Genomic DNA, 23,231 nt, shown 5'->3' on the forward strand with positions numbered 1-23,231 from the left:
ATTATGTTGCGTCCGAGTATTGAGACTAGGATTAGAAAAGAACTAACCCCTGCTCTGAATATCCCTAACATCATTAAGGAAACTTTCAACTTCCGCTGAAATCAGGCTTGAAATATTTTCAAGTTCGCTGGCCGCTTGCATCACTTCGTTTGATGATGCACCGGTTTCACCGGCGTTAATCGACACTTGGGCGATTTCATCGTTTACCTTTACGGTGCCTTCCGATGCCAATTGAACACCACGGCTGATTTCATTTGTGGTGGCCTCTTGTTCTTCAATCGCGGCGGATATGCCAAGCATCACATCGTTAAGACGCACATTGGCGGCGGAAATACTGCCGATTGCCTCAACCGCAAGTCCGGAAACGCTTTGCATTTCATCGATTTTACGTTTGATGTCCTCAGTCGCACTGCCCGTCTGTGTAGCAAGCGATTTAACCTCATTCGCAACAACCGCAAACCCTTTACCGGCTTCACCGGCACGGGCGGATTCAATGGTCGCGTTCAGTGCCAGCAAATTGGTCTGTTCCGCAATGTCATTGATCATGTTGACCACTTCTTCAATCGCCGATGATGCATCGGAAAGCTGTTCAATGGATTGCGATCCTTTTTCCGTGGCCTCTACGGCTTCGCGGGAAAGGCCCGTTGCCGCCTGCACTTGTGCGTTTGCCTCACGGATGGAAGCGGAAAATTCTTCGACTGCGGATGCCATGGTGGCAACACTTTCCTGCATCTTATCAGATTCCTGACTTACCGACGCGGCCTGTTGTCCTGTGCTATCGGCAACGCGCACCATGCCACCTGCGGTTTCGCGCATTTGCGTTGATGACATCTGTAAATTGGAAAGCGCGGCTTTGATGCTTTCATCAAACGAAAGGATCAGTGCCTCTACCTCTTGCGCGCGTTTTTCACGGGCGGCAATGGCGGCGGCTTCACTTTCCATTCTGGCGCGTTCTTGTTCCTGTTCTTGTCGGATTTTCTCTTCTTCGGCGGCAAGTCTTGCTTTTTCCGCCTCGGCTGCTTGTCGTTCTAACGCGATGCGTTCTTTTGCCCCGTCACGTAATGTTACGACAACCCGGGCCATGGAACCGATTTCGTCTTTTGCCTCTGTTCCTGGAACCTCGGTTTCGTAATCACCCTCGGCAATATCCGCAAGTGCATGTTCCAAATCCACAACCGGCTTCACGATTGTTTTAATGGCGAAAATTGCAACAACCGCACTAACACCACCAAGCACAAGGATCACGGTAATAAGGATGAAATTCGCGACCGATGCGGCATTATCCGCTGCGGCCATACCGTCCGCATTAATACGGGCGGCGGAATTTTTAAGCACTTCGAAATGATCACCCGTTTCCGCGTAAATATCGGAAAGAACGGCGGTTTCCACAACAAGCTGGGACCGGATATTTGCATATTCACGGAAAGCATCCACATATGCATTTAATTTTTCCGTCAGATCCGCTTTAACATCACCCGAATAATTCCCGCCATCCAGAATTTCCATAAATTCTGCCTGACGGTCATAAACACGGCCTGCGTAACGGGCACCATTGGTATATTCACCATTATCGTCCCTAAGATGTACACGTAGCATCAGATCTTTTTCGTGGCGGCGCATCATCAACATTTTGACCATAAGCTCGTCATCATTAAGCTCGCCTAATGCCTCTTCAATATAATGGACGCTGTCCTGCATATCGTTATAAAGCCCGTCATCGGTGGTTAATCCCGCACGGACCCACATGTCGGCAACCTTGTTAAATTGCACGCGATGTCGTTCAAGAATGGATTTAAGCTGCGTGATTGCGCTGTCGACCGCGCCTTCCTCGGTATATCCGGCCGCTTCATCAAGCCAACGAATGGTTTCATCCATATCCGCGTTATAGCTATCGATATAACGTGCCTCAAGCCTTAAGAAAAAATCCTTTTCCCGGCGCCTGACCATAAGCGAGCTTGCTTCCATACGCGCTTGTGCGAATTCAAGCATGCTGCCGCTTGCGGCGTCATCACGGGCGCTATTTTCAATGGCCCCTGTGATCATGGTGGTGATAAAAATTGCACCAAAACCAAGTACGGCAATGCCCGCCAACATCCAAATTTTTACGGATACTTTAAAATTGTTAAACTTCGTTACTAAGTACATTTCCCATTTCTCCATGCCAATGCCCCCCCAAGGTGTTAAAAATTAAATGAAAAATTCTGTATGTATTAATTACCTTTCGATAACTCATGTAACTGACTGATCTTACTATGTTACAGGTATGTTACAGTTTTATGAAACAAATGACATTTATGTAAAATTTGTTACATTTTTATGAATACATGCATTTTATTTACATTTTATTAACTTAGAAAATAAACAAATGGACAACGCCAATGGTTGTCAGAAATTAAGAAAATTACTTATCGTTTAATTCGATTTTGACCGTTTTCTCTTTTTTAACGATCATTTCACCATCGGCAGTATAGCGGATCATTCCGGCTTCAAGCCGTGGTGATTTCTTAACTTTGGCGCCTGGCTTATAATGTGCCTGGCGCTCTTCAAAATCGGCGACAATGTCTTCGCATTGATGAAGCACTTTATGAATGCTGTCGCCTAACTCAACGAATTGGCGTAATTTTTCCTTATATTCGTTGATAATGTCCGGTGCTTTACCCAGTATTGTTTTACTGGCGGCGAAATCATTCACTTCTTCATCAGAAAAGAATGCCGGCTCTTCGCGCATGATTTTTTCCACTTCGTGAATGCCGCTTTGGGCATAATGAAGCAGCAAATCCATCATTTGCTCGCCTTCCGCAAGTTCCCCTTGTGGAATTTCTCTAAAAACAATTGGCTGTTTTTTATATTTAATGCGCGCATCAGTAGCCAATTATTCCGCCCCCTTCTTTAACACCAGATCACCATCCGCGTTATAGGTAAATACCTTTGCTTCCTTAAGCACGCCTTTGATTTGATCTTTTGATTTGGTGTCACCGGCGGCGACAATTTCTTCGCATTTATGAAGGATGCCCAGCATTTTTTTATGCAGGGCATCATATTCAGCAACTTTCGATTTATAATTTTCGATTAAAAAAGGCGCCTGTTCCAGCATGTTTTTATTATGCTGAAAGGCTTCTTTTTCTTCCTGGGTGAATATATGTGGCGTTTCTTCCATTGAACGCTGGGCATATTCCATGCCGGCCTGCGCATAATGGTAAAGCATATCAAGCGTATCATCGTCGGGTCCCGGTTTTGATACGGCTTTTTTCTTTCTGCCGAATATGACCGGTTTACGCGCTCTTTTGCTTTGTAATGCCACTTAAATAAACCTCAATTAAGTTATTGAAATAAAAATGTAATAATAATTTTATTCAAAAACACATTTAACTTCAAGTCTTATCCCCCACTATCATAAATATTCTTTTTTGAACGCCTAAGCAGTCATCCCCGTGAAAACGGGGATCCATTTCAATAGCTGATAAATTTATGTTAATGAAACATGGATGCCCGATCGTAGTCGAGCATGACGAATAGGTGCAAGAATTCAATTCCCCCCCCACTCCGTCACTCTCGGTCTAGTCCCGTGGGTCTCGTGATACTCGGGCGGGGCCCGAGTATGACAAATGCTTGAGGAGTGTTTCTACAACCAATCACTCATTAAATTCGAACACAATGTCCTTTGGTTGGCCTTGCTTTAACACAGTGACGGTGATTTCCTGACCTTCTAGGCTTAAGCCATCAATCATTTGTTTCGCATGTCCCGCGCCGTTTACTTTTTCACCGTTAATGGCAACAAGGGCGTCACCGGCGATGATGTCCGCGAAAAAGGCTGGTGAATTGCTCATCACCACATCAATGTAGGCTCCAGTATTACGGCCAAGGCTCGCGCGTTCATTTGGGTTAAAGTCCCGCATTACAAGGCCCAATTTATGAATACGGTTTGATTTCACCATATAAACCGCCCACTGGTCATAATTGTCATATTGACGTTGATATGGAACCGTTACCGTGTCACGAACGGTTACGGCTTCGGTATATCTTACAGGTTTCCCATCGATATTTTTAACCCTGTTCACATAAACTGTGCGGTAGAAATCCTGATAATCATAGGCAATATATGATCTTGTATCGGTATATTCCGATGACACGATCACGTGGGTTGCGCCCACTTCTTCGGCTTGTTTCTGGGCGCGCCCTTCGCTTTCCATCATTCCGTTAAAGGCACTTTCCCCAACCACAATATAATTATGTTCACGGTAAAGCTGAATATCTTTTGCGAGATCCGTTGAACGCACGAGTATCGGTTCTTCTTCTTCCTTTAATGGCACCACATCCGGCGTCATTCGCGGATCCATATATCCTTGATAACTGGACCCAAATTGCCCCGCGCCACACGCCGAAAGCAACACAGCGGATAAAAGAACCAATAATAATCTCATCATGCACCTCTTCTCTTTTTACCCTATGATTATAGGAAGATACACCTGAATGGAAACTGAATAAGCCGTTAAGGAACAACTATTTCCGTTTTACGAGATACACGGCGCGTTGTTTGAAAATGGGGATTTCTTTATTATACGGGATCGACATCACATCGGGCATGCGGTCGTATGTCATTGTGGGTATGCCGTAATAGTTTACGCCGTATCCGGATGGATAATAACGGTAAAAACTTTTGAATTTATATGCTTTTTTGGTGCCGCTATAAGCGTATTTTTGTTCCAGTAAAATATGGGTAACTTTTAAATCCTGCCCTAATTTTATGGCGTCATCATATTCCTGAAGTGGCGCGGCAAACTCGCTTTTGCCGACAACCGCGAAATTCTGATCTGTGAATATTTTAAGATCATCATCAAAATACTCTGTGGTGATCAGGCGCGGCTTAACACCACGCTCAAGCAAATATGCCTGACTATCCGGCAATGTGCCGTCAACGGATTGATAAAAGCCCATAAAACGATCCGGTTTTGATGCGCAGGCCGACAAAGTGATTGCGGCCAATATGAATAATAACTGTTTCATAACCAAACTTTACTGTGATAGTTCGCTTTTTTCAATGATGGTGATTTTATCACTTGAATTCATATGCGGATTGTGCGAAACACTCATTTCCATTTCGGCGCGGTGGCGGAATGGCTACGCAGCGGATTGCAAATCCGTGTATACCGGTTCGATTCCGGTCCGCGCCTCCACAATCCTAACAATCACTCGCCCTGTAACACATTCTTTTCACGTGTTTTGTGAATGGTAACAGCATCTCCCATATTCACAGTAATGCTCCCATGGGATACGGCGTTTTGGCCTACGTAAATCTGTTTATCGCTTTCTTTACGGTATGTTCTTAAATGGCGCATAGGTTCTTTGTCTTTACGGAATTCGCCCGTTTCCGGGTCAACCGTTGTCATCACGCATCTGGCGCAGCCATACTCTAACGTCATGCGACCCTTACTGATGTTAATCTCTTGCCAGAAATCCTCTGCGAATGGTTTATCCGCACCTGTTAACAGCACATTGGGTCTAAAGTTTTTCCATGTCACGCCATCATCAAGATGATCATTCATATGATCAATGCTTTCCTGCGTCATAACCAAAAGCGGCATTGCATCCGCATAACTGTCCGGTGCATGTTCATTATTTTCTGAATGCCGCCTGCCCTTATTACCGATGGCTTTTAACCGTGCATCGCGGCCCAGTTCACGGCTTAAAAATTTCGCCACATCATCACCGCAATCGGCGCTTTCAACACTATCATTCCAGACTTTAATGCTTTCGTTCGTGTCTGATGCGGGGACTGGTACCTTGATCTGGCCACTTTTCCCTTTAATCACAATACCGCTATAATCCGCGAGCCATATTGGTTTTAACATCATGATGGCGGGCACTTGTCTTGATGTTAAAAATTTCCCGTCCGGGCGGGTGACGACAAATCGCCTGTCACCCATAAGGCCGTTTTCATCACATTCTGCGCTGTCCACCTCGTACCCGGCCATTGATTTAACCGGATAGAGGATTATTTTTTCAACCTTCATTATTCATTTCCATTCATGACCTTTTGATAGGCACGTTCAAACACTTTAAGGCTTTTTCTTACGTCTATATCCGTTGTTGCTGCGGATGAAACGCTGATGCGCATGGCGTATTTATCTTTCCATGTTGTTGGCCCCAGCCACACCACGCCCGAATTTTGCACATGTTCAAGAATGGCTTTTGTTTTTTCCTGATCATCCACGGCAAAAACAACCTGATTTAACACCACATCATTCATCACTGTAAAGCCCATTTCTTTTAACCCAATGGTAAATGTGACCGCGTGATAACATGACCGGTCGACAATTTCCGCGACCCCCTTGGCACCAAGCGATTTTAACGCCGCCCAAAATTCCACACCACGGGCGCGTCTGCTTAATTCCGGGGTATAATTATTGCCTTGGCGATTTTGATCGCGCATTAAATATGTGGCTGTGACACCAAACACATCATTCACCGCATCACCGTCACGGCAAAAATAAATCGCGGAATCCTGTGGCAGGTTTAACCATTTATGGCCATCGACACTCCATGAATCGGCCTTTTCAATGCCGTGGGTTAAATGTTTCTTTTCCGCGCTTGCCCGCGCCCAAAGCCCGAATGCACCATCAACATGCACCCATGCCCCGGCATCATTCGCAATTCTGGTCACAGCATCAAAATCATCAAACGAACCGGAATTGATATTGCCCGCTTGTAATATAACAATCGAAAGATCATCCAGTTCCGGCATCTCGTCCACAATTATTCTGCCCTCTTCATCAACCGGGACATATTCAATTTGATCCAAACCAAAACCCGCATATCCGAATGCGGCAATGTTGGTCGGGTGGATTTCCTCGCTCATGATAATGCGAATTTTTGGCGCGTTAAAAAGACCCGATTTTTTAACATCAAACCCTTTTCGTTTTAAAAGCGCCGAACGCGCCGCCGCGATTGATGAAAATGTCGCCATGGTTGCCCCGGTAACAAACCCGAAAACCGCATCCCGCGGCAAATCCAGCAAATCAAGCATCCATTTCCCGGCGACGTCTTCTAATTCCCCGGCGATCGGTGATAAAATCCATGTACCTGCATTTTGATCCCATACGGTCGAAAGCCAATGTGCCGCCATCGTTACCGGAAGCGCGCCACCAACCACAAAACCGAAATATCGCCCACCGGTGGACGCAACCGTGTTTGGCGATCCGATCTCATGCAATTCATTAATCACATCAACGTCATTTTGCCCGTCATCCGGCATGGGGATGTGTAACGATTTTAACGATGCAATCGCCGCATCCGTCGGCATAATGTCCCGTTCATTCAATTCTTTTAAATATTCATAGCTCGCTTGATAGGCGGCATCAAAAACACAGTCATTTTTTTTCATGATAAATTCCTTTCATGAATAAAATGCGTAATTCAATAATTATTTTCCACACACCATAGCGACAAATAACATGCAAATATGGTCAAAATTGTGTAAAATTGCAAAATTATGACCAATATTGATACAAAAACACTAAATGGCCCGCGGGTCGCTGTTATCGCTTATGACCGATTATGCCATTTCGAATTCGGCATCGCGGCCGAGGTATTCGGCCTTTCCCGACCGGAATTTGGTAATGACTGGTATAATTTCGAAGTGATCAGCGCAGAAGGCGAAACCCTTAGCGCCGTTGGTGGTGTCACCTATCATGTTGAACGCGGTCTTGATGCATTAAAAAATGCCGATATCATTATCCTGCCCGGTTGGCGGGAACCATATACGGATGTGCCGCAATCCTTGATCACCGCACTTAAGGACGCATACGAAAATGGCGCGCGCATTGTCGCCATATGCGGCGGTGCATATGTGCTAGCGGCAACGGGACTTTTAACGGGTAAAAGCGCCACAACCCATTGGCGGTTTATTAATGATTTTGTTGGAAACTTCCCTGATATCAATGTGGATAACGCGCCGCTTTACTGCGAAGAAAGCAATTTATACACATCCGCCGGAAGCGCCGCGGGCATTGATTTATGCCTACATGTGGTACAGCAGGATTACGGCCTTGAAAAAGCGAACATCGTCGCAAAACGCCTGGTTGTTTCCCCGGTCCGCGCCGGCGCGCAAAAACAGGAAATCACCCAACCGATCCTGCCGCAAAATAAACATCAGAAATTACCTCAAATTTTAAATGACATCCGCGCCAACATTTCAGAAACCATGACCATTGAACAAGCCGCCAGTAACGCTGGGCTTAGCCCCAGAACATTCACAAGACAGTTTCAGAAAATTACCGGCACATCATACGGTGAATGGATTAAAATTCAAAAACTCGAGCGCGCAAAATCATTGCTTCTTGAAACCGACCTTCCCATTGATATCGTTGCCGAGGCCTGCGGCTATGCATCCGGCAGTTCATTAAGACGCCTGTTTAAAGAAATGCTTGGCCACAGCCCATTATTTTACCGCAAGAACAGTACGGTTCCTGCAAATTAGTGTTGGCGCCTGAGGCCTAACTATAATGCCACATTTTCGCCCAAATTCCGCCACATTGGGCTTGCTTAATAATCCAACATTCATCAAAGGGGGTATGATATGCGTATTTTATTAAGTTTACTATTGATGGTCATCACATCATCCGCGCACGCCGATATGGTCACCGCGCGGGAATTCATGATGAAAAAAGATTACGAGGCAGCCTTTAAAGAATACAAGACCGAGGCACAACGCGGCAACATTTTCGCCCAATATATCGTCGCGCAAATGTACGCCCGCGGCGAAGGGGTCAAAAGAGACATGCGTGAAGCCGTCAATTATTATTCATTGGCCGCAAACACGGGACATATGAAATCGCAAAACAACCTCGCCAATATTTATATGACAGGACACGGCATCGTTCAAAACTTTAGCGAGGCCGCATATTGGTTCAAAAAATCAGCAGAGCAAGGCAACATGCTTTCTCTCGCGAGCCTTGGTGAACTGTATCATCGGGGTTACGGCGTGGATCAGGATTATAAACTGGCCCGTGAATATTATGAACGCGCGGCCGAAGCCGGCATTAAAAAACCGTACATTAACCTTGGCACCATGTATTTTAACGGCGAAGGCGTACCTAAAGATTACATCATGGCCTATATGTGGTTTGATGTCGCCGACCGCCGCGGCAGCCTAGAAGGCAACGTCAATAAATTCGACATGCGCACAATCATATCAGAAGACGACGTCGCCAAGGCAGAAGCCCTCGCCGAAGCCTGGGTCACAAAATTCCCCGAACCGCCAAAGGATGATGAAGAAAACAAAGCAAAATGACTGTTCGAAAATGAACACTTTTGTACGAAAGCGAACATCAATTATTATCTTTAAATCTATAACCCATTAAAAATAAACAACAAAATAATTGGCACACCACTTGCAGTAGAGAAATACAGGAAATTACATAATGTTAATAGTGAAAGAAGCTATGGGAGTGGCTCCTTTCCTTAAAACGATAAAGAACGTCACCCACGGACTTATTCCGTGGGTCTCGAGATACTCGGAACAAGTCCGAGTATGACGACTGTTTTTCTTTGGGGAGCGAATAAATGCTTGTAACAAACTACATAAAATCCGCATGGCGTAACATCCTGCGTCATAAATTGTTTTCCATCATCAACATAATGGGCCTAGCCATCGGCCTCGCCGCCGTGATGCTCATCGCGTTATATGTTAGGTATGAGACAAGCTACGACAGTTTCTGGAAAAATGCGGATAATATTTATCGGCCACATACATCATATGATTTGGAAGGCATGGATACGGTATCCTTTGCCCGCATGGCTTCCATTCAAAGAAGTTTTCTTTTGAAAGATTTCCCAGAAATTGAAAAAGTCACAAGAATTATGCCCCCCTTTCCAACCCCGACATTAAGCCTAAACAACGAAGTTTATGAAGAAAACGTCGTGCTCGTCGACCCGGAAATTATTGATATTTTTGATTTCACCGTTATCGCAGGGAACATTGAAAACTCATTAAAACAAAATAATCATATTATTCTGTCAACGACACTCGCCAAAAAGCATTTCGGTGACGATGATCCCATCGGGAAAACCTTATCAATGGATTTTAATATCTTTTCCCGTGATTACATTGTCGGCGCGGTTATTGATGATGTACCACAAAATAGCATGCTCGATTTTACGGCCATGGCATTGCTTGATGAAAATGATTTTGGCGACCATCCAATACTTACCAATGACCTGTGGCCGAGTTCATTTACCTATTTCATGACTGGTCCATCTTTCGACATTGATGAATTTAACAGCAAATTACCCGAATATATTGACCGCAATTTTACCATTAGGCTGGGCGTTTCTGACAATAAAAAATCAGACGTCATCACTATTGAAGCACTCCCGCTTAAGGATTTGCATTTCAAATCATACGGCGAATTTGAAACCAAGCCCCGCAATGACATAAACACCATTTATATCTATATCGCAGTTTCATTTTTAATATTACTAATCGCCAGCATTAATTTTATGAATTTAAGCACGGCCCGCGCCACCCTTCGCGCAAAGGAAATTGGTTTAAGAAAATTGGTGGGTGCCGCGAAAAGAAAACTTGTCGTTCAATTTCTGTCTGAATCCGTGGTTTATGCGTTTACCGCTTTACTAATCGGCCTTGTATTGGTTGAAGTTTCAATTCCCTTTTATGCCGATATCATAAAATTACCGCTTACCCTTGAATATGACAGCTATGAATTACTAGGCTTACTAATTCTGCCGCTTATCGTTGGTTTACTTGCTGGAATTTATCCCGCCTTTATCCTTTCCGGATTAAGACCGGCCAGTATGTTAAAATCCAATCAATCAACCACTGATCGTTCCTCAAATAAATTTCGAAACATACTGGTTATTATCCAGTTCACAATATCGACCGTTTTATTCGTTTCCACAGCTGTCATTTATTATCAATTGGAACATCTATATTCAAAAGACTTAGGGTTTAATAAAGAAAACCTTCTTATCCTTCCGGTAAATAACCGCGACACCATCACCGCGAATAAAGATAGCCTTATCAACACCTTAAAAGCATTACCAAATGTTGAAAGTGTGACAACAGCAGGCTTCACGCTCGCATCAGAAGGAAGCGGCGCAGCACCTTATTACACCGAACAAATGGACGCGGAAAACGCAAAGGTCATAAGTTATAAAAACGTTGGATATGATTTTTTTAAAACTTACGACATTCCCATCATCGCCGGCAGAACATATGATCCAGCGCGTAAGGATATGCGTCCAACACGCGAAGCAATCCGAAATGGTGATGGTTATGTATCATCAATTATTGTGAACCGATCTGCATTAAGAAATCTAAATCTCGGCTCACCCGAAGATGCAATCGGTACAGTCATTTATGAACCATTCGGCGAAGCTGATGAAGGGCTTACCTTTCAACGGGAAATTATCGGCGTTATTGATGATTTAAACTTAAATACATTAAAACTGGAAAGTCAGCCGGAAACATACGATCTCAATCAATCATATATTGAATCAATCACCATTCGTTTTACAGATTCCCCCTTTAACATCACAAGTGATGTTCAAAAGGTTTGGGAAAATGTCATACCGGGTGTGCCGTTTAAATATGACCATGTCATTGATAAATTAATCAACCAATACCTCGCTGAAAAAGGGCAAATGACAATGTTCGCGGCCTTCTCTGGCCTTGCGATTTTCATTGCCTGTCTCGGCCTATTCGGCCTTGCATCATTCACCGCCGAACGCCGCACCAAGGAAATCGGTATCCGTAAAGTTTTCGGTGCGGAGGTTTTCCAGATTGTCAGAATGCTTGTGTTCCAATTCAGTAAACCCGTACTGATCGCCAACATCATCGCGTGGCCGATTGCTTATCTGGCGATGTCGAGGTGGCTGGAGAGCTTTGTGTATAGAATTGATGACATGGTCATCATCGCACTGTGCCTACTCGCCGGGCTAACGGCCTTACTCATCGCATGGGCGACGGTTGCGGGTAATTCATATGCTGTCGCGCGTAAGAATCCTATCAAGGCATTGAGGTATGAGTAAGAAGGACGATTTGCCGATTGTAATAGTTTGTGATACTGTTTCTCGGTTGAATAGACACTCAGGGGGGAAATATGCTGCTTACAAATTATATAAAATTCGCTTACCGCAATCTCATCAGACATAAATTATTTAGCCTGATCAATATTATGGGGTTAGCCATTGGGCTTGCCGCCGTCATGCTGATCACGCTTTATGTCAGATATGAGAATAACTATGACAGTTTTTGGAAAAATGCGGATAATATTTACCGCATGCATACTATTTATAATCAACCCGGTATCGAAAGACTTGAATATGCAACCGTTACACCACTTGCAAAAACGGTATTTGAACAAGATTTTCAGCAAGTTGAACATACTTCACGCTATTTTAGCCAAGGTGTAACAACCAGTTTCGGTAACAAACATATCCAGAATACGATAAAGCTTGCTGATCCTGCCCTAACCTCTATTTTTGACTTCAAGGTGTTATCAGGAAGCCTTGATAATGTATTGAATGAACCAAGCAATCTGATAATCAACCAAACAACAGCAACAAAAATTTTTGGGGACGTTGCACCGCTGGGCAAAATAGTAACGATAAAATATTCACATTTTACTCGTGATTATACGGTTGCCGCTGTTATTGAGGACTTACCAGTCAATAGCATGATTGATGCAGAAATCATTGTGCCTTATTTAATTGAAGATTGGGAAGATTCTGTTTATTTGAGCCCCAGGTGGGTTGCTTGGGGTGGCCCTCTCTTTTTTACATTAAAACAAAATGCCAATATCGAAAGCATCAATTCCGCGTTACCTGCGTTTGTTGAACGTCATTTCGACGCATTCAAAAATATTGAAGGCTTTAAAACGTCAGATATCATTAATCTTAAAACACTTAATATTAGCGACATACATTTAAAATCAACTGCATCCGCGGGTGAAAAGCAGCTCGCTAATCAAAAAAATCTGACGATATTAACGATTGTCAGTTTTATGATATTATTCATTGCAGCGACTAATTACATGAACCTGTCAACTGCACGCGCCAGTAAACGTGCCAAAGAAGTAAGCCTTAGAAAAACCGTCGGCGCCACTCGCAAAAATCTTATTCATCAATTTCTTGGTGAATCTGTCATTCTGTCACTTATTGCGATGGTAATTGCCATTTTCTTCACAGAGGTTACCATACCCTTTATCAATAATTGGCTTGGTACCGAAATAATACTGAAACTGAATTCCTTCGAAACAGTTTTAATTTTATTCGTTTCAATTTTAGTTGGTTTCTTGGGTGGCATATATCCAGCCTTTATCCTTTCTGAGTTCCGGCCCGCGGATATTTTAAAGTCAAACCAATCTAACGAGAATAGGGCATCACTCAGGTTAAGAAATTTTCTTGTTGTGTTGCAATTTTCTATTTCGATTATCCTTTTTATTTCTACGGCTGTTGTCTATCAGCAAATTAACTTTGCAATGACTAGCGATCCTGGCTTTGAAAAAGAAAACCTTCTTGTTATCTCGAACTTCGGCCAAACCGAGGTAAATGAAAAATCAGAAGTACTGCTCAGTGAGCTTGACCGCATACCTAATGTAATTTCAACAACGACATCGAATTTTATGCCTGCGCCAGAAACAGAAATTGTCAGGTCCATGTGGAATGAGCGAGGCATGACCGCACCTCAGATCAAAATAAACTCCAGTCGCGTAGGTTTTAATTATTTTGAAACCTATAAAATCAAAACACTAAATGGTCGTACATATAATCGAAATGATCGAACCGAATGGCCAAGCTTTAAAGAAATTAGCGAAGGAAAACCTAATATCTTGCCATTAGTCGTCAATGAATCGGCCCTAAGGCAATTTGATCTAGGCACGCCAGAAGAAGCCATCGGTAAATTTATTTATCAACATGGCGGTCATAACGATGAGCTTTATTATCGGGATTTTGAAATTGTCGGCGTTATTCCCGACGTACGTCTCGAAAATTATAAAACCCCTGTCAGAGCAGAAATTTTCTTTCTTGACCCAAGTAAAACGGATGTTTTTAGCGTCAAGTTTACGGGCGACCCACAAGAATTAATCTCAAATATTGAAGCACTTTGGAGACAAGAACTTCCAACCATTACCCTTAAATATGAATTCGCCACAGAGCGAATGCTAAATGAATATAAATCAGAACAAAATCAAATGACCATGTTCGCGGCCTTCTCAGGCCTCGCGATCTTCATAGCCTGTCTGGGGCTTTATGGTCTGGCGAGCTTTACAGCGGAGCGCCGCACAAAGGAAATCGGTATTCGCAAGGTCATGGGCGCAAGTGACATTCAAATCATTAAAATGTTACTCTTGCAATTCAGTAAGCCCGTCCTGATCGCAAATATCATTGCATGGCCAATATCTTATTTTGTCATGAACCGCTGGTTAGAAAGTTTTGTCGTTCGCATTGATGACATGGTAATCATTGCATTATGCCTACTCGCCGGACTTACCGCGCTGCTGATTGCATGGGCGACGGTTGCGGGGAATTCATATGCCGTCGCGCGTAGAAACCCGATTAAGGCGCTTAGGTATGAGTAACACAAAATCATCGTCATCCTCGGGCCCCGCCCGGGGATCCATTTCAATATGGATAAATTTATCAGAATTAAACATGGATTACCCGATCAAGTCGGGTAATGACACCTATTTTTAATCCCTTAGAATTCAACAAAAGTGGTGACAAACATATCAATGTCATCACTTTTACCAGATTTGATTGGCAAGACGATAGATTCAGCGGCGACCTTCCAGCGCCCCTTAATATCCACTCTAAAATGCTCAAGGTAAGGGTGCCCTTTAACGCAGCGTCGAAAATTTCTAGTCCAGAAATCTTTTACATCCTGTGAATGCGGCATTTCATCGATATAAGTTCTTAAAAAGTTTTGATTATGAAGCGAGGTAATTCCCTCACCATGATTTAAAACGATGAAACGCCCTGTATCCAATTCACATTCACCAAAGGCGAGGTCTTTAATATATTTTTTAACCAAATTCAGGGTAAAATCTTTTCGTAATGGAATGTTTTTCTCATGGTAAAGCGTGATCCACGTTTCTAATAATTCTCGAGTTGAATTTGTTTGTATTTTCGACTTCATTTGGTCAAGTTCAGAAACATCAAAGCTGTCGGATATCGCACTATCCGCAACATATGTAATCCCCACATCACAGGTAATCGTTTCCATCCCATGCCTCTTATAACTTATTGTTTTTCAATATATATTAGCACCTTATAAAATAAATATTACAAATACAAATAAGAAATTAAAAAAGATAGTCCGCCTCTATTTTTTCAAGATCATCATCACCCACATAACGGATTTGATCGCGGAACCGTAATGGAATACCGACCCCTTTACGAAATGTCATGCGCATGATGTCCGCAAGATAATCATCAAGGCTATTGCTACCGCCGGAACCGCTCGCGATCAGGTCGTCAATCTTTTTCCAATATGCGGAACCGAGGCTATAGAATTGATTATAATGATCAAATTTTCTTTCTTCGTCCACTTGTCTGTTAATTTCAAGAAGGCCGGGAACATCACCGCGATCCGCTTGATATAATTCATTAACAATGCCCTCTACCACTTTGTTATCTGGATATATTTTCAATATTGCCTTGGTCGCATAATAATGCGCGAGGCTTTCCGTGACCCATACCGGATGCGACGTGCCGCTATAAAGTTGGTGAAACTGTTCATGAAGTGCCACCAGTATGGGAAGATAGCGTTCCATTTCACGGGATTTTTCATTTTCATAAATATAATTCACGATCATGGCGTTTGATCCCGCCGCCCCACCAAGCACGCCACGGTCGCGAATAATCCCCATCATAATCATGGTGATTTCCTGTGTGCTGCCCGCTTGCGACACACCGAGCACTTTTGACATATAGGAAAGCGCCGCCGCATGGTCATCCGGCTTCACAAATTGTGACGTGTATTCCGGATCATCGGAAATATAATTTAAAATAACGCCATTTCGCCTGACGCTTTCTTGTTTATAATCCCCAAGCGCGAAATAAGCCGGCGGCCTGCTCGCGGATGGAAGGCGCGCATCAAACGGTTCTTGATGTGGCACATCAAATGTAATTTTCAAGCTTCTGGGTTCACGGGTCAGGCGTAATAACGCACTGGGGCTTGCAAATACCCACCAGCGGCGCGATTTCATCAATACGGATTTTTGATCAAATCCGGCGATGCCCTCGTCCCCCTCAACAATCAAGTTCACATCCCAATTAATGGTTCTGCATGCGCCGGGAAGCCGCCATCTTCCGCGGGCGTCGGGTTCAATGGTTTTTCCCGCGCAATTCACATTCGCGACTTGCGTTTTTGTTTGATTATCGCCCGCACGGGAATAAAGAGCCCGCCCGTCACGTCTTGTGGGTAATGTCATGGTGACTTTGGCGATGGTCGGTGTGGCTTCATCAATTTTTACATGGTATCTGACCTGCTGCGCCGTCACTGGGGTCGCCGCGGTCATTAATACAAAACCGAATGCAAGAATAAGAAAACGTTTCAATGTGACCTCATTTTTTTATTATTTTATAAAATTTACTGAAAATGTATAGAAAATAAATTTTATGTTCAGGACTTGTTAATCTTGTTTTGCGAGACTGCGTTCAATAGGAGATAAAAATGAAAAAAAACCTTATTGCTGCGATCCCACTGGTACTTATTTTAACCGGATGTGGAAAAATGATGGATGAAAATCAATGTCTTGTCGCCGATTGGCGCACAATTGGTTTTCAGGATGGCAGCGCCGGCCGTGATATGAGCTGGCTTGAACGCCGTGGTGAGGCATGTGCCGAATTCGGTGTCAGACCGGACATGGATCAATATCTGATGGGCCGTGATCAGGGACTTGCGAACTACTGTCAACCACGCCGTGGGTTTGAAATCGGCCGTCGTGGCGGCACTTATAATAACGTCTGCGCCCAGCAATCCGAAGGACAATTCCTTGCCGCGTATCAGGACGGTCGTGGCTTAAGGGAACGTGAAAACCACGTCAGCAGCCTTGATCACGCGATTAACGACACCATTAACGCCATTAACGCGCTTGAAAATCAATTAACCGAAGATGCCATCGCCCTTGCGATGACGGATATGACGACGCAACAACGCATCGATTACGCCCTAACCATTAAGGAAATGGCAGAAGAACGTGGCGCATTGCAACAAAGCCTGCCACAAATGCAAGCCGAACTGGAAGCCGCCCGCGCCGACCTTTCCGCCTTTGCATCCAGTATTGCGGGTCGTTACCCGGGGGCGATTTAAAAAACTACAAATTGCTGTCATCCTCGGGCCCAGCCCCGGGGATCCATGTATAAGCACGAAAGATTTATTTTGTGTAGAAATGGATTCCCGCTTTCGCGGGAATGACACAATTTTCCTCAATAAGGATAAGCCTCTCTTAACGTTTGCCCGGCTTCGACTTTACGTCTGACATCCTGTTCATATGCAAGGTGTTTTGCGACGCCTTCGGCCACTTGTTCGATATGTTCTGACGGGATAACGATGACGCCGTCGACGTCGGCGGCGATTAGGTCGCCGGGTTTTACGTCGACACCGCCGCACTTAATCGGCACATTCGCACCGGTTGGTTTTAATCCGGTCGGGCCGTATGGAATAGTGGCCTTGGCGAATACGGAAAAACCCTGTTTTTTCATTTCCTGAATATCGCGACAGCCGCTATCGGTTACGGCGCCAAGCATACCACGCTGCGTGCAGCTTTGGGTGATGATGTCACCAAACATGCTGAATATTTCATCAGTGCCACTTTCAATGACCCAGACGGATCCTGCGGGTGCCTGATCAAGCGGGTCATAGACATATTTATTGATATCTTCCACGTCATCAAGCGGGGCAATTTCCCATTTACAGGTAATCGCTGGTCCTATGATGGTTTCGCCATGTTCCACAAGTGGCTTGATATCCGGTGTCATGGAATATGTGGCCGCATCCATGCCCACCTTACCCATGGCACTGGCGATCAGGCTGACGTTTGCGCCGCGTATCCCTTCGGGTAAGGTTGCGGCAAATGTTTTTGCGGTACCAAGGGCCGCTGTGGCGGCAACGGCTGCACCCGCGCCCATTAATTCTCGTCTTGAAATTTTTTCCATTATTTATTCCTTTTCAAATGCGGCGCGGTGATCCCTCACCCAGTCTTCAATGGTGCTCATTTCCACGGGGAATGTTTTTAACACGTCCGTCATGTCGTGGAATTTTGGTTCTTCATCGGGGTTTTCCTGTTCATGGCGGTACATTTCGGCAATTCTATCCCCTGATCCGGGACCAAAGGCCGCATCAATCGCCGCGCCCATCTCAGCCGGCGTCATGGCACGGTATTTAATATCACGGCCAAGGGCAGCACTAAATTTTTCCGCCAGTTCCACGCCGATTGGTGTTTCAATGCCGCTGATGTCGAAACGTTTATTTTTAACGGTGCCGTCCTCAATCGCGGCAACCACCAATTTGCCCACATCGCGGCTTGCGAGCCATCCCATTTTCACGGGATCAAGCACCGGATATGATACTTCATCATCATTTAAAACCGATGGTGCCGTCCACGGCCCAAGCCAGTTTTCCATATAGGTCGTTGGCTCAAACACCACATATTCAAGACCACTGTTTTTTAAATAATCAAAGATTTCCCATTTTGGCTCAAGCGGGTCATCATATATCGGACCGCTGGCATTCCAAATAAAACGGCTGACCTTGCCATATACGGCCGCGTAAATGGCGTTTTTACCGTATGCCGCCGCATCATCATCATCCCCAAGGAAAGCGGGCAATAAAAATGATACCGCATCAATATCTTTGTTGATTTCCATCAAACGGTCACGGTCCGACAGATTGGCCGTGACATATTCGATATTTTCTTTTGGATTATCCGGCATAGTCCGCGTCACAACGACGGGGGTGTGGCCCTTATTCAATAATTCATCCACAACCGGGCCAGATTGCGACCCGGTGCCACCATAAACAAGTACACGCATGATATTTCCTTAGAGAATTTCTTTTAATGCCGCAATCAATGTCGCATTTTCATGATCAAGACCATATGAAATACGCGCGTGATTTGGCATACCCCATTCGCCACCTGCACGGATGAAAATCTTGCGTGCTTTTAAGGCATCAACGATTTCCTGCGTGCGTTCACCGAATTCTGCCAATATAAAAATTGGTGGCCCTGCCATTGTGTTGATACCAAGCGCACCAAGTTCACGTTCAAAATATGAACGGGCATTTTTCACAAAGCCGCGTGATTTCGCGATAAATTCATCATCACCAAGGCTTGCTGCCATTGCGCCGAAACCGGCCATGTTCACGCTGGTCGGGCTGCCGCCAAATTTCGATAATTCCTTGATGATATCAGGATGGGCAATGCCGTATCCTGCACGAAGACCCGCCATCGCATAAATTTTTGAAAATGTACGGGTGACAAGGATGTTTTTATTGCCGCCTTTAATCAGTTCAATTTCATCGCGACCATCATTTTGGAAATCACGGTATGCGCCGTCAATGATCAGCTTCACATGATCCGGCAGATTATCCGCAAGGCGCTTAACATCATCATAACCCATCACCGCGCCGGTCGGGTTATTTGGTGTCACAAGGAACAATAAACGCGTGTCCGCATCCACCGCCGCAAGCAAACGGTCCACATTAAACTGGTAATCTTCTTCCGGTAACAGGTTCACCCATTTTACCTCACCCCCAAGAAGCGTGGCGCGCCCCGGTACAGGGCGGTAACTTTCCCATACGGCGACCATATTTTTATTTGCTTCGCGCATATAAACAAGCGGCATAATATTTAAAATTTCACCGGAACCAACGCCAACTATCACGTGATCTTCCGGAACACCGTGTTCTTCAGCGAGTAATTTTCTGATTAATATGCGGTCGGCATATCTAAATGATTTTTCAACGCCTTTTTTTGCGGCCTGGACGGCCTTTGGTGATGGGCCAATCGGGTTTTCATTACGGTTTAAAAGTGTTGAACCATCTGGGAAACCCATGCTCCAGTCAATATCATCCGGGGCCAGTTCCGCGGCCGCCTCCGTATTTAATAAAAGTGGTGCACTCGCAACCCCCGCGGCGGTTGTGCCCATAAATTTACGGCGTGATAATTTCATTATTTATTCCCTCGTTTTGTACCCCAATTATTTATTTTCGTTCTACTTCCCTTTATTCCCTTATTTACTCAAAATTATGCTTACTAAATAATCAAACTACCGTTCTGCTTAAATCTACAAACCCAAAAATCATATTAACGTCATCGCTATCATGACAAACGGGAATGGTGATCCCGGAAACATTTAAATGCTGTCTTGCGCGTTCCGTATAATAACTGCGGCTAAAGACCGGCATATTCGTTTCCGCGAGCAACGATAAAACATTGGTGATGCGGTAATATGCCGCCGGCATTTGGTTTTTAAGCGAGAGTGGCCCATCATCGCTGATTATTTTTTCGCCGGTTCTTTCCCCGTATATCGGTGTTAATCGCGTGCCGATCAGACGGTATTTATAATCTTTAAGCTTGCCTTCGTCATCAAGGTATAAATCCGCCATCCAGACACACGACAGATATTTTGCGATCTTTATCGGATCAATATCATCTTTATCAAGCGGGCCAATTTTTTCTTTGCCCGCATAAAAATGATCCCAGATTTCCTTTTGCCCAGTTGTCAGGACATCCAGGTTGTCATGTACCGTCATAAACTCGAATTCGGGTTTATTAGTATCTGTTTCGTATTTTAAGTTCATCTCAACCCCCAAGCTGCTATCAATTACCATGGAATGATAGAATATCCTTCTGATTGGAGCATCGCATGTGCCGTCATGGCCGATAGAGAGAATTTTACACCCGGAAGGATGTTTTCCCGTGTCACGCCGCGAAACACAGCCGACTGCCCACATATATAGATATCTACCCCTTCAGCGACCAATGCTGCAATCACATCCGCGTTTGCATTTTTTGCGCCGCCGTGATGTTCAGCATAATATTCGTCCTTTGTCACGTCAATAGAAGTCGTACCGTGAACAACAATCGCAACCTTGATATTTTCCTGTGGGTGCCCCGCATCCACGTGCATATTGATAAAACGTGCGGCGCTTGTGAACGTTGAATTGACCTTTCCACTTTCCGCGCCCTGATATGTGTCATAGACAACCTTAAGCACTTTATCTTTTGGAACGACCATGTCCGCATCAACGCGTGCCGTTTCCACAAAATCAAAAACCGGCCCTTTTATCGTCTGCGCATTCGCAGTAATGGCGATCATAATCCCCATAATAAATGTAATGATTGTTCTCATAATATACCCCTTTATAAACCCTTAAAAAAAATATCTTGCATGTAAACTATATTTATTCCAATCTAGTGACAAGCCATATTTATAAAAAATCTTTGGAGGGATAAGCAAATGTTAAAAAAATTTGTTTTATTGTTTGGTATGTGTGTAATTTCTTTTCAGTATTCAGCCGCGCAGGATCTTGATCCTGAAAACTATACAACGGCGAATATTTATTACCATGTTGGTGCGGTTTCCGGGCTTGGTGAAACCATAAAATATGATCTTAAAAAAATCGGCCTTAGCGCACCGATGGATAAAGAAACCATTGATACCTATGAACCAATTTTCAAACATGCCATCGAACGCCAAGGCATTAAATATTACCGCGAAGATGATTTCCTGGTCACCGATATGTTCCCCGAAGAACGTACAAACGGTAAAATTCTATTGATCATGTATAAAGATGACCAAGTGTTAAAAGATTATATGGCGGTTAAAGCCTATAAACAAAAAATCATTGATGACGGTAAATACGATCTTGCTGCAAGACGCGAAATCGCGACAAGATTCGGCAAACTATTAAGTTACCATGATGATCAGATTGAATTTTTCTTAAAGCGCAGCGGCCTTCATTAATATGAAGCCTATTAAATTTATTCTTCCCCTGCTTCTTATTGGGTGTGGCACTGATGCGCATAAAGACATGAGCGCCGAAGCCGTGCATGAACGCATATTCACCATTGATACCCATGTGGATATTCAGGAAGATATGATGACCAATCCGGCCCTTGATCCGGGAACGCTGACGGATCAGCAAGTTGACCTTGTTAAAATGGAACAAGGTGGCCTTGATGGTGTTTTCTTTAGCATCTATACATCGCAAACAGAACGCACCGCAGAAAATTATCTTGAAGCAAAACGCATCGCAAAGCTTCGTTTTGATAGCATCCACTGGATGGCGGAAAAATATGCTGACCGGATTGCCATTGCCTATACCCCCGAACAGGCCCGTGAAATTTACGCATCGGGCAAAAAAGTCGCGATGATGGGCATTGAAAATGGTTTCGCTATTGGTCAGGATATTTCATTAATCGAAGAATATTATAACCGCGGCGCAAGATATATGTCCCTTACTCATAATGGGCATAATGACTTATGCGACAGTGCGCAGCCCTTGGCAAAAAATGGCGACGGTGAAACCGAACATGGCGGCCTAACCGACCTTGGACGTGCGGCCATTGATGAAATGAACCGTTTGGGGATGATGGTTGATGTATCGCACACATCACATGACTGTATGATGCAATCGGTCAAACATTCCAAAGTACCGCCGATCGCATCACATTCCGCCGTTTATGCCCTATCCGGTCATGTCAGGAACCTGACCAATGAACAAATGCTTGCGCTGCGGGATGCGGGCGGTGTGATGCAGGTTGTTGCCTTTAATCAATTTTTGAAATTCGATCCTACCTATAAAACATCGCAGGCCATCGCCTTACAAAAGGTGGCTGACGCACATGGCGATCCGGAATTTATTTATAACAAACATTTCGGCACACCGGAATTTGAAGAAATATACGGCGAACATTTGTCGCGTTTTCCCCGCGCCAATGTAAATGACCTTGTTGACCATATTGATTATGCCGTCCGTTTAATGGGCATTGATCAGGTTGCCATCAGTTCGGATTTCGATGGCGGCGGCGGCATTGACGGTTGGGACAATGCAAGCCAGTCCGTCAATGTGACTAAAGAATTGCTGAACCGTGGATACACTGAAGAAGAAATCGAAAAATTATGGAGCGCCAATACACTCGCCCTTTGGGAACGGGTCAATGAAGCATCCGCGAAATTAAGGAACTAACCCTAAATCAGGAACT

The 23,231-nt window shown here is 44.4% G+C and carries 21 protein-coding genes and 1 tRNA gene; 8 read left to right on the top strand and 14 right to left on the bottom strand.

Annotation, left to right across the window (positions count from 1 at the left end; genetic code table 11):
• Positions 1–42: 42 nt before the first annotated feature.
• The 5 genes from KW060_RS08365 to KW060_RS08385 all read right to left on the bottom strand — a co-directional run bounded on the left by KW060_RS08365 (position 43) and on the right by KW060_RS08385 (position 5,004).
• Positions 43–2,145, bottom strand: a complete 2,103-nt coding sequence (locus KW060_RS08365) for a methyl-accepting chemotaxis protein (RefSeq protein ID WP_249034361.1) — start codon at positions 2,143–2,145, stop codon at positions 43–45.
• 256 nt (positions 2,146–2,401) lie between these two features.
• Complete coding sequence (locus KW060_RS08370; protein ID WP_249034362.1) at positions 2,402–2,872, bottom strand: hypothetical protein; 471 nt, start codon at positions 2,870–2,872, stop codon at positions 2,402–2,404.
• Positions 2,873–3,301 carry a hypothetical protein gene (locus KW060_RS08375; protein ID WP_249034363.1) on the bottom strand — a complete coding sequence of 143 codons (429 nt, stop codon included), beginning with the start codon at positions 3,299–3,301 and terminating at the stop codon, positions 2,873–2,875.
• A gap of 331 nt (positions 3,302–3,632) precedes the next feature.
• Positions 3,633–4,424 (bottom strand): PDZ domain-containing protein, encoded by a 792-nt coding sequence (locus KW060_RS08380; protein ID WP_249034364.1) that lies wholly within the window; start codon positions 4,422–4,424, stop codon positions 3,633–3,635.
• Positions 4,425–4,500: 76 nt separating this feature from the next.
• Positions 4,501–5,004 carry a hypothetical protein gene (locus KW060_RS08385; RefSeq protein WP_249034365.1) on the bottom strand — a complete coding sequence of 168 codons (504 nt, stop codon included), beginning with the start codon at positions 5,002–5,004 and terminating at the stop codon, positions 4,501–4,503.
• Between the two features lie 96 nt (positions 5,005–5,100).
• Here KW060_RS08385 and KW060_RS08390 point away from each other — a divergent pair.
• A tRNA-Cys gene (locus KW060_RS08390) sits at positions 5,101–5,174 on the top strand.
• A 12-nt stretch (positions 5,175–5,186) separates the two neighbouring features.
• Here KW060_RS08390 and KW060_RS08395 read toward each other — a convergent pair.
• The gene (locus tag KW060_RS08395; RefSeq protein WP_249034366.1) at positions 5,187–6,011 is read right to left on the bottom strand and encodes an MOSC domain-containing protein; all 825 of its coding nucleotides are present in this window, start codon (positions 6,009–6,011) and stop codon (positions 5,187–5,189) included.
• Positions 6,011–7,381, bottom strand: a complete 1,371-nt coding sequence (locus tag KW060_RS08400; RefSeq protein ID WP_249034367.1) for a pyridoxal phosphate-dependent decarboxylase family protein — start codon at positions 7,379–7,381, stop codon at positions 6,011–6,013. Before KW060_RS08400 ends, KW060_RS08395 begins: the two co-directional genes overlap by 1 nt.
• Positions 7,382–7,489: 108 nt before the next feature.
• Between KW060_RS08400 and KW060_RS08405 the strand changes: the two genes are divergently transcribed.
• The 4 genes from KW060_RS08405 to KW060_RS08420 all read left to right on the top strand — a co-directional run bounded on the left by KW060_RS08405 (position 7,490) and on the right by KW060_RS08420 (position 14,597).
• On the top strand, positions 7,490–8,476 hold the full coding sequence (locus KW060_RS08405) for a helix-turn-helix domain-containing protein (protein ID WP_249034368.1): 987 nt from the start codon (positions 7,490–7,492) through the stop codon (positions 8,474–8,476).
• Between the two features lie 99 nt (positions 8,477–8,575).
• Positions 8,576–9,289: a tetratricopeptide repeat protein gene (locus KW060_RS08410; protein ID WP_249034369.1), complete on the top strand. Its 714-nt coding sequence runs from the start codon at positions 8,576–8,578 to the stop codon at positions 9,287–9,289.
• Between the two features lie 272 nt (positions 9,290–9,561).
• Positions 9,562–12,045, top strand: coding sequence for an ABC transporter permease (locus KW060_RS08415; RefSeq protein WP_249034370.1), 2,484 nt, complete (start codon positions 9,562–9,564; stop codon positions 12,043–12,045).
• Positions 12,046–12,116: 71 nt separating this feature from the next.
• Positions 12,117–14,597, top strand: coding sequence for an ABC transporter permease (locus tag KW060_RS08420; protein ID WP_249034371.1), 2,481 nt, complete (start codon positions 12,117–12,119; stop codon positions 14,595–14,597).
• Between the two features lie 119 nt (positions 14,598–14,716).
• Here KW060_RS08420 and KW060_RS08425 read toward each other — a convergent pair whose 3' ends face one another.
• Both KW060_RS08425 and KW060_RS08430 read right to left on the bottom strand, forming a co-directional pair.
• Positions 14,717–15,241 carry a hypothetical protein gene (locus KW060_RS08425; RefSeq protein WP_249034372.1) on the bottom strand — a complete coding sequence of 175 codons (525 nt, stop codon included), beginning with the start codon at positions 15,239–15,241 and terminating at the stop codon, positions 14,717–14,719.
• A 79-nt stretch (positions 15,242–15,320) separates the two neighbouring features.
• A complete protein-coding gene (locus tag KW060_RS08430) occupies positions 15,321–16,577 on the bottom strand; it encodes a hypothetical protein (RefSeq protein WP_249034373.1) in 1,257 nt (418 codons plus the stop codon).
• Positions 16,578–16,693: 116 nt separating this feature from the next.
• On the opposite strand from KW060_RS08430, the gene KW060_RS08435 reads away from it, so the two are divergent.
• The gene (locus KW060_RS08435; protein ID WP_249034374.1) at positions 16,694–17,332 is read left to right on the top strand and encodes a DUF2799 domain-containing protein; all 639 of its coding nucleotides are present in this window, start codon (positions 16,694–16,696) and stop codon (positions 17,330–17,332) included.
• Between the two features lie 116 nt (positions 17,333–17,448).
• Here the strand turns inward: KW060_RS08435 and KW060_RS08440 are convergent, their stop codons facing one another.
• The 5 genes from KW060_RS08440 to KW060_RS08460 form a co-directional block, all read right to left on the bottom strand.
• Positions 17,449–18,177 carry an RraA family protein gene (locus tag KW060_RS08440; RefSeq protein ID WP_249034375.1) on the bottom strand — a complete coding sequence of 243 codons (729 nt, stop codon included), beginning with the start codon at positions 18,175–18,177 and terminating at the stop codon, positions 17,449–17,451.
• Between the two features lie 3 nt (positions 18,178–18,180).
• Complete coding sequence (locus tag KW060_RS08445; protein WP_249034376.1) at positions 18,181–19,053, bottom strand: SDR family oxidoreductase; 873 nt, start codon at positions 19,051–19,053, stop codon at positions 18,181–18,183.
• 9 nt (positions 19,054–19,062) lie between these two features.
• Entirely contained in the window at positions 19,063–20,193 is a 1,131-nt protein-coding gene (locus tag KW060_RS08450) for a pyridoxal phosphate-dependent aminotransferase (RefSeq protein ID WP_249034377.1), read from the bottom strand.
• A 91-nt stretch (positions 20,194–20,284) separates the two neighbouring features.
• Entirely contained in the window at positions 20,285–20,824 is a 540-nt protein-coding gene (locus KW060_RS08455) for a PAS domain-containing protein (RefSeq protein WP_249034378.1), read from the bottom strand.
• Between the two features lie 23 nt (positions 20,825–20,847).
• Positions 20,848–21,375, bottom strand: a complete 528-nt coding sequence (locus tag KW060_RS08460) for a DsrE family protein (protein ID WP_249034379.1) — start codon at positions 21,373–21,375, stop codon at positions 20,848–20,850.
• A gap of 108 nt (positions 21,376–21,483) precedes the next feature.
• Here KW060_RS08460 and KW060_RS08465 point away from each other — a divergent pair, with 108 nt between their 5' ends.
• Both KW060_RS08465 and KW060_RS08470 read left to right on the top strand, forming a co-directional pair.
• A complete protein-coding gene (locus KW060_RS08465) occupies positions 21,484–21,990 on the top strand; it encodes a hypothetical protein (RefSeq protein WP_249034380.1) in 507 nt (168 codons plus the stop codon).
• 1 nt (position 21,991) lies between these two features.
• Positions 21,992–23,215 (top strand): dipeptidase, encoded by a 1,224-nt coding sequence (locus KW060_RS08470; protein ID WP_249034381.1) that lies wholly within the window; start codon positions 21,992–21,994, stop codon positions 23,213–23,215.
• Positions 23,216–23,231: the final 16 nt, after the last annotated feature.

The sequence above is a fragment of the Pseudemcibacter aquimaris genome (assembly GCF_028869115.1).
GTDB lineage: Bacteria > Pseudomonadota > Alphaproteobacteria > Sphingomonadales > Emcibacteraceae > Pseudemcibacter > Pseudemcibacter aquimaris.